This is a genomic window from Allobosea sp. ASV33 (genome assembly GCF_016428755.1).
GTDB lineage: Bacteria > Pseudomonadota > Alphaproteobacteria > Rhizobiales > Beijerinckiaceae > Allobosea.
In genome coordinates, this window is sequence record NZ_JAELTI010000139.1 from 1 (window position 1) to 10,341 (window position 10,341).

Here is a 10,341-nt window from a genome sequence, read left to right on the forward strand (position 1 = left end):
GCCCTTAGTAAGCTCAACGGATGACGAGGTCCAGATCGGGCAGGTTGAGCGCCTCGGCGCCGCCTCCGCCGACCAGATAGGTCCGGCCCAGGCACATCGCGGTTTCGCTGGCGGAATCCATCAGGATCATATGGGCGAACATCACCATGCCCGGCACGATCGGCCAGTCGTTTGCTTCGTAGAACATCGGCCAGTCCATCCAGGACGGGGTGAACTTGGCGCCCAGCGAATAGCCGCAGGCATTGAGACGATGCTGCGAGAGGCCATGCTCGTCGAAGACGCGGGCATGGGCGGCGAAGACGTCCCCGGCGGTGCGGCCGGGCTTGAGCTCGGCCTCGCAGGCGAGCAGGGCGTCGCGGGCGGCGGCGTGATAGGGGCGGTGGAGCGGGCGCGGCTCGCCAACGACGACCGTGCGCATCGCGGCGACATGATAGTGCCGGTCGGTACCGGCGAATTCCAGCGTGATCTGGTCGTTCGCATCGAGCATGCGCCGGCCGGACTTGTAGCGGCAGAGCAGGGCGTCGCGGCCCGAGCCGATGATGAACTCGTTGGCGGGATAGTCGCCGCCGCCCGCGAAGATCGCATTGTGCTGGGCTGCGAGAATCTCGCCCTCGTCTGCGCCAGCTCGGATCGCATCGAGCGCCGCGCGGTCGGCGGCATCGGCGAGCAGCGCAGCGCGCCTGACATAGACGATCTCCTCCGCCGATTTCACGGCGCGCAGGCGGGTGATGATCAGCGAGGCGTCGGTAAGCTCGGCCTGCCCGGCGAAGCGCGCTTCGAGCTTGCGATAGTTCGATGCGACGAGGCCGTAGGATTCGAATTCGACGCCGATGCGCTTGCCGGCAAGCCCGAGATCGCGGGTCAACGCGAGCAGGTCGACTGTGGGATCTGCGTCGCGGCCGTCCTTCCAGATGCGGATGTCGGTGAGATTCGAGGTCTGCTGCGCCTGCCGGAGATCGGCGGAGCGTGTCAGCAGCGCCATGGTGCCGTCGGCCCTGACGACGAGGCACTGGAAGAAGCAGAAGCCGAAAGTGTCGTAGCCGGTCAGCCAGAACATCGATTCCTGCTGGAACAGGAAGAGCGCGTCGAGGCGGTCCTTCTGCATCGCGGCCAGCAGGGCCTCGCGGCGGCGGGCGAATTCGGCGGGCGTGAAATGCAGGGCCATGGCGCTTGTCCTCCGGCAGGTCGCGCATGTGATCGTGCCGGGAGCTTACGGGCAAGCCCGACAACCGGTCGCAATTGCGGCACCCGCGTGGGCTGCCTATAGGCTGTCGTCAGAGAGTTTCGCGCCTCTGGAGCATCGGGCTGAGTATCGTATTCAGTCCGATGCTCCAGATATTTGAATTTGCATCGGCTTTTTCCGAAAACCGCATCACACTTTTCGGGCCGATGCTCCAAGGGAGAGAGCCATGGTCAACCCCGGCAACCGCATCCTCGACGATATCGCCCGCCTCGCCACCGATGCCGCCGGTGCGGCGCAGGGCGTGCGGCGCGAGGTCGAGACCGTCGTGAAAACCCAGATCGAGCGGCTGCTGCGCGATCTCGACGTCGTCACCCGCGAGGAATTCGAGGCGGTGCGCGAGATGGCGCTGATCGCCCGCGAGGAGAACGACAAGCTCGCCGCGCGGCTGAAGGCGCTGGAGGAGAAGCTCGGCAAGGCCTGAGCGCCTGATCGGGAAACCGGCGAGCCCTCATCCTGAGGAGCCATTCCCCTGGGAATGGCGTCTCGAAGGATGCTTCAGGAGGCTCCGGAACCATCTGGAGCATCCTTCGAGACGCAAGCTGCGCTTGCTCCTCAGGATGAGGGCTGGTGTTCCGATAGGCGCGGAAAGCGCGCCCCGGTTGCCCTCAGGTTATGTCCACAGCCATGTGCTGTGGACAGCCCTCCGGGGGGATTGAGCCCGCCGGCCGAATCCGCGGAGCTTGGCGCCGTGTTGGGAGCGTCACAGCGCCTGCGCTATCGTCGGTGGAAAGAATTGATTCGTCGGGCGGATTCGTCCTGCCGCGCCGGATGGGAGCATCTCTGTCGAGAGGCTCCGGAGGTGTGTTGCGTTCCTTCGGCTTTCCAGTCGCCGTGTTCCTCTTCTCGAACGCGCCGGATGCGCCAGCATTCGGATGGTGGACCCTAGGGCATGATGGACCTCGATATGGATGCCGAGCTGGATCGGCCTTCCAACCCGCTCGACCTGTTCGAGCGTCTCGCAGCACTCAACGACTGGTCCTTCGATCGCGACAGCGAGGATGAGCTCTCGGTCTCGGTCACCGGCGGCTGGTCGGAATACCATGTCGCGATCACCTGGCTCGCCGAGGTGGAGGCGCTGCATATCGCCTGCGCCTTCGATCTCAAGGTGCCGGAGCGGCGACGCAGCGAGGTGCTGCAACTCGTCAGCCTCGTCAACGAGCAGCTCTGGCTCGGCCATTTCGACCTCTGGAGCAGCGAAAGCGTGGTGATGTACCGCCATGGCCTGCTTCTGTCGGGTGGCGCCGAGCCGACGGAGGAACAGGCGGCGGCGCTGGTGAAGGCCGCGGTCGAGGCCTGCGAGCGCTACTACCAGGCCTTCCAGTTCGTCGTATGGGCCGGCAAGACCGCCAAGGAAGGCATGGAAGGCGCGATCCTGGAGACGGTCGGCGAGGCCTGATCCGCCGAATCCGCCCGGGCGGGCTTGACCGGACAGCCACGGGACGGGAAGGCTCCCGTCGTGAGCGTTCGGGCAGGGGCCTGCGAAACGCCAAGCCTTGAGAGGCCGTGATGTCGAACTCCCTTCCGCAATCGCTCGTGCTGATCGGCGCCGGCAAGATGGGCGGCGCGATGCTGGAAGGCTGGCTGCGAATCGGCATCGATCCCAAGGGAATCAGCCTGATCGACCCCAGGCCATCGGACGAGATGGTCGCGCTCGCCCAGGAGAAGGGCATGAGCGTCAATCCCGCCGCCAAGGACATCCCCGCCGCCGAGGTCGTCGTGCTCGCGACCAAGCCGCAGATGCTCGATACGGCGGCGCCGGCCGTGCAGGCCTTCATCCATCCCAAGACGCTGCTGATCTCGATCCTCGCCGGCAAGACGCTGGGCGATCTCGCGGCGCGCTTGCCCAATGCCAATGCGATCATCCGCGCCATGCCGAACCTGCCGGCGGCCGTGCAGCGTGGCGCGACCGCCGCCGCACCCGGCAAGGGCGTCAGCGCGGCCCAGCGCGCCACTGCCGACGCGCTGCTCGGCAGCATCGGCAAGGTCGAGTGGCTCGACGACGAAGGGCTGATCGATGCGGTCACCGCCGTGTCGGGTTCAGGCCCGGCCTATGTCTTCCATCTCGTCGAATGCCTCGCCGCCGCCGGCAAGGATGCCGGCCTGCCGGCCGATGTCGCGGAGCGCCTGGCGCGGGCCACGGTCGAGGGCGCGGGCGAATTGTTGTTCCAGTCGCCGTTGCCGCCCGGCACGCTGCGCCAGAACGTGACCTCGCCGGGCGGGACCACCGCGGCCGCGCTCGAGGTGCTGATGGCCGATGACGGCATGAAGCCGCTCATGCGCAAGGCGGTGGCTGCAGCCAAACGTCGCGCCGGCGAGCTTTCCGGCTGAATTTTCTCGCCTTTTTGTTAAAAAGTCGAGAAAATTCAGGTCGTTAGACAACGCATTGTCTTCATGCGAACCGGTTTCCACGTCGCTTGAAAATGCGACCGGTCGCCTTCCACCCGCCACGATAGCGGCCTAACCTCCTCTCATTGCGAAGCGAGAGGAGCTGCCCTATGGCCCGCAAACCCGTTTCCACCCCGCCCGAGGCGCCGTCTGCGCCTCTGGCCAAGCCGGCCGATCCCCGGATGCGCGCCGTCGATGCGCTGATGAAGCTCGCGGCCGAGCGGCCGTGGGACCAGATCGAGCTGCCGGATATCGCGACCGAAGCCGGGCTGACGCTCTCGCAATTGCGCGGGCTGTTTCCCTCCAAGCTCGCCATGTTGGGCGGCGTGACCCGTATCGTCGACGACGCGGTCCTGGCCGGTGCCTCGGACGATCTCGTGGGCGAGCCGGTCAAGGAACGGCTCTTCGACCTCGTCATGCGCCGGCTCGATGCGATGGCGCCTTACAAGGCGGGCCTGCGCAAGATCGCGCCGGTCATCCGCCGCGATCCGCTGGCGCTGGCGGCGCTCAATCGCGGCGCCGTCAATTCCTGGCGCTACATGCTGGCCTCGGCCGGCATCGCGACCGAGGATTCTCTTGGCCACCTGCGCGTACAGGGCGCGGTGCTGCTGATGGCGCGGGTCTCCGAAGTCTGGCTCGACGATGACGAGCCGGAGCTGTCGAAGACCATGGCGCGGCTCGACCGCGAGCTGAAGACGGCCGGACGCATCATGGCCCGTGTGGAGGATGTCCATCGCCTGACGGCACCGTTTCGCGGGCTGGCGCGGGCGCTCTGCTCGGGGCGACCGCTCAAAGGGCGGCGGCGCGAACGCGCTTCCGAGCGCGGCGAGGACAACGAGGATTACGCGCCGGCGATCTGAGCGCCCGGCGGTATCCTTGCCGTCCCTGCGGCAAAATGTGGCGAAATCGGGTCAGCGTTAAGCGCGCCTTAGCCAATTCTGCGCGAATGAGAGGAATCTCCCATCGCGCAGGATACGCGAATGTCGTTCACTCGGAAGCTTGCGACCCTCTCGATCAGCCGTTCCTTCGGCCTGATCGCCGTCGGCAGTGTCGGCTATACGCTGAATGCCGCCCGCAACGAGATGATCAATCTCAAGCGCGCCGAGATGAAGAATGCCGTCGAGGCCGCGGCGACGACGGTCAAGGGCTATCTGGCGCGCGTCCAGGCCGGCGAGCTGAAGGAAGAGGACGCCAAGAAGCTGGCGATGGAGGCGCTGGGTAGCGCCCGTTTCGACGGCGGAAACTACTACTTCCTGATCAATTACGACGGCATCAGCGTCCTGCACGCGAATAAGAAGATCCAGTCGACGGACATGAAGCCGCTCAAGGATGCGGACGGCAAGTTCTTCGTCCAGGAGATGGTCGCGCTGGCCAAGGCCAAGACCGAGGGCTTCGTCGACTATGGCTGGCTCAAGCCCGGCGACAAGGATCCTTCGCTCAAGATCTCCTACATCATCGGCATTCCGCAATGGCAGTGGGTGGTGGGCTCCGGCCTGCATGTCCAGGACGTCGACGCGGCCTTCATGGGCATGGTCGGCGGCGTCGCCAAGGTGCTGGTGCCGCTCGGCCTCGTCATGCTCGGCCTCGTGATCGTGCTCAGCCGCCGTGCCTCCGGCATGCTGCACTCCGTGCGCGGCTCGATGGAAGGCCTGGCCGCGGGCCACCTCGACACGCAGATCGCGTATCAGGAGCGGCCTGACGAGATCGGCGCCATGGCGCGCACGCTCGTCGTCTTCCGTGATGCTGCCCTCGCCAAGGAGGCGATGGAAGCCGACAAGCTGCGCATGGAGGAGGAGGCCGCCGGCCATCGCCATGCCGCCGATGGCGAGCGCCGCCGCAACGAGGCCGACCGCGTCGAGCATGCCCGCGTGCAGGCCGATGTGGTGCATGCGCTGGGCCAGGGTCTGGAGCGCCTCTCGGATGGCGACCTGACCTATCGGATCGAGGACAGCTTCACGGCCGAATACGTCAAGCTGAAGGACGATTTCAACGGCGCCATCGCCAAGCTCCAGGACGCGATGCGCCAGATCGCCACCAATACCGAGAGCATGAAGGCGGGCTCCACCGAGATCAGCCAGGCGGCGGACGATCTCGCCAGCCGTACCGAGCAGCAGGCTTCCTCGGTCGAGGAGACCGCGACCGCGCTCGACGAGCTCACCGCGACGGTCCGCCAGACCGCCGAGAGCGCGCGCCTCGCCAATCAGGCGACGGAGCAGGTCAAGTCCGAGGCCGAGCAGTCCACCAGCATCGTCCGCGATGCGGTGACCGCGATGGGCGGGATCGAGAAATCGGCCCAGGAAATCTCGCAGATCGTCGGCGTCATCGACGAGATCGCCTTCCAGACCAATCTGCTCGCGCTCAACGCCTCGGTCGAGGCGGCGCGGGCCGGCGATGCCGGCAAGGGCTTCGCGGTCGTCGCCTCCGAGGTGCGGGCGCTGGCGCAGCGCTCCGCTTCCGCCGCGAAGGAAATCAAGACCCTGATCGACGCCTCGACCATCGAGGTCGAGAAGGGCGTCTCGCTGGTCGGCCAGACCGGCGGCGCGCTGCAGCGCATGGCCTCCGAGATCACCCGCGTCACGACGCTGGTCGCCGAGATCGCCGGGGCCGCGCAGGAGCAGGCCTCGGGCCTCCAGGAGGTCAATTCCGCCGTCGGCGAGATGGACCAGGCAACCCAGCAGAACGCCGCTATGGCCGAGCAGTCGACCGCCGCCGCGCATTCGCTGTCGCAGGAAGCCGACCGGCTGTCCGCGCTGGTCGCGCGCTTTCAACTCGGCGGCGACGTCGCAAAGCTCAAGGCGATCTCGCAGACGATGCGGGCGGCCGTCGCTTCCGCGCCGCGCCCCGCGGCTCCGCGCGCCAAGGCCGCTAATGGCGTCGTAGCGGCGCCCAAGTCCGGCGCTCGCGACGATGGTTGGGCCGAGTTTTGAGCGAGTCTTCCGCTCCGGCTGAGCAGATCGGCTTCGACGATTTCCTGAAGGTCGACATCCGTGTCGGCACGATCGTCGAGGCCGAGCCCTATCCGGAGGCGCGCAAGCCCTCGATCAAGCTCGTCATCGATTTCGGCGGCACGATCGGCCGCAAGAAATCATCGGCGCAGATCACGAAGCACTATCGGCCGGAGGACCTCCCCGGCCGGCAGGTTCTCGCGGTGGTGAATTTCCCGCCACGCCAGATCGGCAAGTTCATGTCGGAGGTGCTGACGCTGGGCATCCCCGACGCCGAGGGCGAGGTCGTCCTGATCGGGCCGGGGCAGGCCGTGCCCGAGGGCGGGCGGCTCTTCTAGGCCGCGGCCGACCAGAGACCGGTCTGAAGGGTGGTCGGTGCGAATTCCGGCGCCGACCAGCGCAGGCGGAGCGCGTGAGGCCTGCGCCAGCCACGCCGGACATGGAAGCGCCACAGGCGCTCGGCGCCGTCGAGCCGCGCCAGCTCCAGACCTTTCCAGACGATCTCCGCCTCGCCCTGCAATTGCAGCAGCGCGCCCGTCGCAAAATCGACGAAGAGCAGGGAGGCCCGGGGCTCCTGCAGCAGGTTCCCGAAGCTGTTGAAGTAGCTATTGCCGGTGAAGTCCGGGATGGTGAGTGTGTCGCCGTCGATGCGGACGAAACCGGGACGGCCGCCGCGATGCGAGATGTCTACGCCGCCGGTCTCGCTCTCAAGCGCTGCCGCGCTGGCGATGAACAGCGTATCCGCTGCGGCGATCAGCGCCCTTGCCTCCGCATCGAGGCTCGACAGCTCAGTGGGTGAAGCGGCGGGCTCCGTTCCATCCTGAAGCCGATTGCGGACCTGGATGTATTTCGCGCAGTTGCCGAAGCTCTGCGAGACGGAAACCTCCAATCCATCCGCTCCGACGGCCCCGATCCGGCCATTAGCCCGATTGCGGCGGCGGGTCTCGAATTCGAGCCCGAGCAGGCCGATGGGGCCGCCTGGGCGGAGCGCTTCGAAGGCCCGATCATCGCGGCCGGGCAAAGCCGCGATCGACAGCGTGGTCGGGCTCGGGCTCGCGACGAAGCCGGGTTCCGCCGCCAGCACCGTCGCCAACGGCCAGCCGTCCCGGTCGAGCACGCCGGCGAAGAGCCAGGGCAACTGGCCGAAGAAGATGCGGTGCTGGTCCGGCATGAAATCGCGGATACCGGCGCCGCGCGAGGCGACACCGGCCAGCGCCTGCGCGGCGAGCTCGCCGCTATGGAAGGGACCGTCAGGCAGCATCGTCGTCGAGCTCCGGCGGCAGGGGCGAAGGCGGTATCGGCTTGAAGAAGGGCAGCGCCTCGATCCGGGCGAGCCAGTGGCGCACGGCCGGGTAGGGCTTCAACGAGATGCCGCCCTCGGGCGCGTGGGCGACGTAGGAATAGCAGGCGAGATCGGCGATGGTCGGATGGCCGACGGCGAGGTAATCGCGCGTCGCCAGGTGTTCATCCATGAAGGCGAGCAGCTTGGCGGCGATGCGCCTGGCGCGGGCCTTGTCGTCGTTCAGGCCGAACTGCGTGATCAGACGCGCGATCGAAGGACCGTGCATGACCTCGCCGGCAGCGATCGAGAGCCAGCGCTGGACATGGGCGGCGCCGGCAGGATCGAGCGGCAGCCAGTCGCTGTCCGGGGCATAGCGCCGGACCAGATAGACCATGATCGCATTGCTGTCCGCGAGGGTGAGATCGCCATCCTGGAGGACGGGAATCTGCCCGAGCGGGTTGAGCTTGCGGAAAGCTTCGCCGCGCCGAACATCGGCCGGAGCCGGCTCATTGCGATAGGGCAACCCAAGTGCCAGCAGCAGCAATTCGACGCGGTGGGCGTGGCCCGACAGGGGCGTTCCGTGGAGGACGATCTCTGGCGACGGCATGGCGTTTCTCCTGCTTCCGGCGGAGATCATGATCGTTTCGCCGGAATGGCGAAATCTGCTATCGATTGAACTCAGAATTTCAATTTTCGGAACGATGCGATGGACCGGATCGAGGAGTTGGCGATCTTCGTCGGGATCGTCGATGCGGGCAGCCTGGCCGGCGCAGCGCGGCGGTTGCGCAAGTCGCGCCCGGCCGTGACGCGGGCGCTTGCCGGGCTGGAGGAGCGCGTCGGAACGCGGTTGATCGCGCGGACGACGCGGCGCCTGACCCCCAACGATGCCGGCCGGGAGCTTGCGGCGACGGCCCGGCGCCTGCTCGCCGATTACGAGGCAGCGTTGGGCGTCGCGGCCGCCGAACCGGTCAGCGGCCTCCTGCGCATCACGGCGCCGCTCTCCTTCGGCCGGCGGCATGTGACGCCCTTGGTCAGCGAGTTCCTCGATCGCTATCCGCAGGTGCAGGTGGAACTCGTGCTGGCCGACCGCAATCTCGATCTGATCGAGGAGGACCTGCATCTCGCCATCCGGATCGGGCCGCTGCCGAATTCCGGCCTGCTGATGCGCAAGGTCGGCGAGGTTCGGCGCATCCTGGTCGCGGCGCCGAGCTATCTCGCGAACCGCACGCCCTTGCGGCGCCCGGCCGACATCACGACGCATGAGACGATCGCGAGCGTCGCCGCCAACCAGACGCTGACCTGGCGCTTCGGCGGGCCGCGTTCAGGCAGCACGGTCATGCTGACGCCGCGCCTGATCGTCAACGAGGTGGAATCGGTGCTGATCGCGGCGCGGGCGGGGCGGGGCCTGGCGCGGGTGCTGTCCTATCAGGCGGCGGACGATCTCGCTGCCGGTACGCTGGTGCGCCTTCTGCCGGAATTCGAGCCACCGCCGCTGCCGGTGCAGCTCGTGGTGCCGGGCGGGCGGCAGCCGGCACCACGCGTGCGGGCCTTCATCGACCATGCCGTGGCGCGTTTGCCCGAGCTTTCGCCGATCGGCTCCGGCGTTAGCGCAGCGAGCCCGCAAAGCTCGTGATGGCGGAGACGACTTGCCCCTCGCGGCCGATGAAGCCGTGATAGGCGCGGGCCTGGCAGGGATCGCCGGTCGAGCTGCCGCCGTCGATCCAGATCAGGCGTGCCTTGCCGCCGGTCCATTGCTGGAAAGCGACGGCCGAGTCCGGCAGGGTCAGGCGGCAACTGTCCTGCCGATGGTGGATGATCAGCGTCGGCGGCAGGCGTCCGGGATCGCCGATCATGCCGCGCGCACCATCCAGGATGGAGGAGGCGAAGACGATGCCGTCCGGCCGGGCGGCGAGCGTATCGGCGACCTTGAGGGCGCCCCGGCTCATCGCGACGACGATGACGCGCGGTGCGATGCCGCGCATGTACTCCACGGCCTTGGCAGGATCGGCGCCGCCATCGAGCGTGATGCTGGCGATGCCGCTGCGCAGATAGGCCGCGCGGGTGCGCACGATCCAGTTGCCGTTGCGTGCGACGCTGCCATCGGCGCCGATGCCGACATAGCCGTCACCGCCGGTGAGGAGCACCAGACCGGCGCGGGCCTTGCCGGCGGGCTTGTTCAGCAGCGCGCGGCCATTGCCTAAGAAGCTGCCGCCGAGATCGACGACCTCCTCGGCCTGCGCGGCCGCCATCGACAGCAGGAGCGCGCCGGTCAGAAGAGCCAGGGTCTTTCGCAGAAACCGCATGCCGGGCCTCCCCTTGCGTCATCCGGAGACTAACGCCCGGCTTCCGCTGCTGTCGAGCGAATCCGTGGGGTCTAGACCGGCAGCCGCACCGTCGCGCGCAGGCCGCCGAGCGGCGAATCGCCGAGCATGATGTCGCCGCCATGAGCGCGCGCGATGTCGCGGGCGATGGCAAGGCCCAGGCCC

General features: G+C 67.6%; 11 protein-coding genes. 7 read left to right on the forward strand and 4 right to left on the reverse strand.

Annotated elements, in window-relative coordinates; translation table 11 throughout:
- Nucleotides 1–13: 13 nt before the first annotated feature.
- Nucleotides 14–1,165 (reverse strand): M24 family metallopeptidase, encoded by a 1,152-nt coding sequence (locus JHD80_RS25305; RefSeq protein WP_199093039.1) that lies wholly within the window; start codon nucleotides 1,163–1,165, stop codon nucleotides 14–16.
- Between the two features lie 244 nt (nucleotides 1,166–1,409).
- Here JHD80_RS25305 and JHD80_RS25310 point away from each other — a divergent pair, with 244 nt between their 5' ends.
- The 6 genes from JHD80_RS25310 to JHD80_RS25335 all read left to right on the forward strand — a co-directional run bounded on the left by JHD80_RS25310 (nucleotide 1,410) and on the right by JHD80_RS25335 (nucleotide 6,911).
- A complete protein-coding gene (locus JHD80_RS25310) occupies nucleotides 1,410–1,664 on the forward strand; it encodes an accessory factor UbiK family protein (RefSeq protein WP_047577935.1) in 255 nt (84 codons plus the stop codon).
- Nucleotides 1,665–2,132: 468 nt separating this feature from the next.
- Nucleotides 2,133–2,639: a type III secretion system chaperone family protein gene (locus tag JHD80_RS25315; protein WP_199093041.1), complete on the forward strand. Its 507-nt coding sequence runs from the start codon at nucleotides 2,133–2,135 to the stop codon at nucleotides 2,637–2,639.
- Nucleotides 2,640–2,749: 110 nt separating this feature from the next.
- Nucleotides 2,750–3,571, forward strand: a complete 822-nt coding sequence (gene proC / locus JHD80_RS25320; RefSeq protein WP_199093042.1) for a pyrroline-5-carboxylate reductase — start codon at nucleotides 2,750–2,752, stop codon at nucleotides 3,569–3,571.
- A gap of 167 nt (nucleotides 3,572–3,738) precedes the next feature.
- Nucleotides 3,739–4,488, forward strand: a complete 750-nt coding sequence (locus JHD80_RS25325; RefSeq protein WP_199093044.1) for a TetR/AcrR family transcriptional regulator — start codon at nucleotides 3,739–3,741, stop codon at nucleotides 4,486–4,488.
- A 120-nt stretch (nucleotides 4,489–4,608) separates the two neighbouring features.
- Complete coding sequence (locus JHD80_RS25330; RefSeq protein WP_199093047.1) at nucleotides 4,609–6,555, forward strand: methyl-accepting chemotaxis protein; 1,947 nt, start codon at nucleotides 4,609–4,611, stop codon at nucleotides 6,553–6,555.
- Nucleotides 6,552–6,911: a tRNA-binding protein gene (locus JHD80_RS25335; protein ID WP_199093050.1), complete on the forward strand. Its 360-nt coding sequence runs from the start codon at nucleotides 6,552–6,554 to the stop codon at nucleotides 6,909–6,911. The genes JHD80_RS25330 and JHD80_RS25335 overlap by 4 nt, the downstream gene beginning before the upstream one ends.
- On the opposite strand, the gene JHD80_RS25340 is transcribed toward JHD80_RS25335, so the two are convergent.
- Together JHD80_RS25340 and JHD80_RS25345 are read right to left on the reverse strand one after the other, a co-directional pair.
- Complete coding sequence (locus JHD80_RS25340) at nucleotides 6,908–7,834, reverse strand: pyridoxamine 5'-phosphate oxidase family protein (RefSeq protein WP_248311776.1); 927 nt, start codon at nucleotides 7,832–7,834, stop codon at nucleotides 6,908–6,910. The two genes, JHD80_RS25335 and JHD80_RS25340, sit on opposite strands and share 4 nt — an antisense overlap.
- Nucleotides 7,824–8,462, reverse strand: coding sequence for a glutathione S-transferase (locus tag JHD80_RS25345; protein ID WP_199093053.1), 639 nt, complete (start codon nucleotides 8,460–8,462; stop codon nucleotides 7,824–7,826). The genes JHD80_RS25340 and JHD80_RS25345 overlap by 11 nt, the downstream gene beginning before the upstream one ends.
- 99 nt (nucleotides 8,463–8,561) lie before the next feature.
- Here JHD80_RS25345 and JHD80_RS25350 point away from each other — a divergent pair, with 99 nt between their 5' ends.
- The gene (locus JHD80_RS25350) at nucleotides 8,562–9,488 is read left to right on the forward strand and encodes a LysR family transcriptional regulator (protein WP_199093056.1); all 927 of its coding nucleotides are present in this window, start codon (nucleotides 8,562–8,564) and stop codon (nucleotides 9,486–9,488) included.
- On the opposite strand, the gene JHD80_RS25355 is transcribed toward JHD80_RS25350, so the two are convergent.
- Nucleotides 9,460–10,158 (reverse strand): alpha/beta hydrolase, encoded by a 699-nt coding sequence (locus JHD80_RS25355; protein WP_199093058.1) that lies wholly within the window; start codon nucleotides 10,156–10,158, stop codon nucleotides 9,460–9,462. The two genes, JHD80_RS25350 and JHD80_RS25355, sit on opposite strands and share 29 nt — an antisense overlap.
- Nucleotides 10,159–10,341: the final 183 nt, after the last annotated feature.

Excerpts from the sequence above, each read along its gene's own strand:
- JHD80_RS25305 (WP_199093039.1), bottom strand. The coding sequence starts at position 1,165 with ATGGCCCTGCATTTCACGCCCGCCGAATTCGCCCGCCGCCGCGAGGCC.
- JHD80_RS25310 (WP_047577935.1), top strand. The coding sequence starts at position 1,410 with ATGGTCAACCCCGGCAACCGCATCCTCGACGATATCGCCCGCCTCGCC.
- JHD80_RS25315 (WP_199093041.1), top strand. The coding sequence starts at position 2,133 with ATGATGGACCTCGATATGGATGCCGAGCTGGATCGGCCTTCCAACCCG.
- proC (WP_199093042.1), top strand. The coding sequence starts at position 2,750 with ATGTCGAACTCCCTTCCGCAATCGCTCGTGCTGATCGGCGCCGGCAAG.
- JHD80_RS25325 (WP_199093044.1), top strand. The coding sequence starts at position 3,739 with ATGGCCCGCAAACCCGTTTCCACCCCGCCCGAGGCGCCGTCTGCGCCT.
- JHD80_RS25330 (WP_199093047.1), top strand. The coding sequence starts at position 4,609 with ATGTCGTTCACTCGGAAGCTTGCGACCCTCTCGATCAGCCGTTCCTTC.
- JHD80_RS25340 (WP_248311776.1), bottom strand. The coding sequence starts at position 7,834 with ATGCTGCCTGACGGTCCCTTCCATAGCGGCGAGCTCGCCGCGCAGGCG.
- JHD80_RS25345 (WP_199093053.1), bottom strand. The coding sequence starts at position 8,462 with ATGCCGTCGCCAGAGATCGTCCTCCACGGAACGCCCCTGTCGGGCCAC.
- JHD80_RS25350 (WP_199093056.1), top strand. The coding sequence starts at position 8,562 with ATGGACCGGATCGAGGAGTTGGCGATCTTCGTCGGGATCGTCGATGCG.
- JHD80_RS25355 (WP_199093058.1), bottom strand. The coding sequence starts at position 10,158 with ATGCGGTTTCTGCGAAAGACCCTGGCTCTTCTGACCGGCGCGCTCCTG.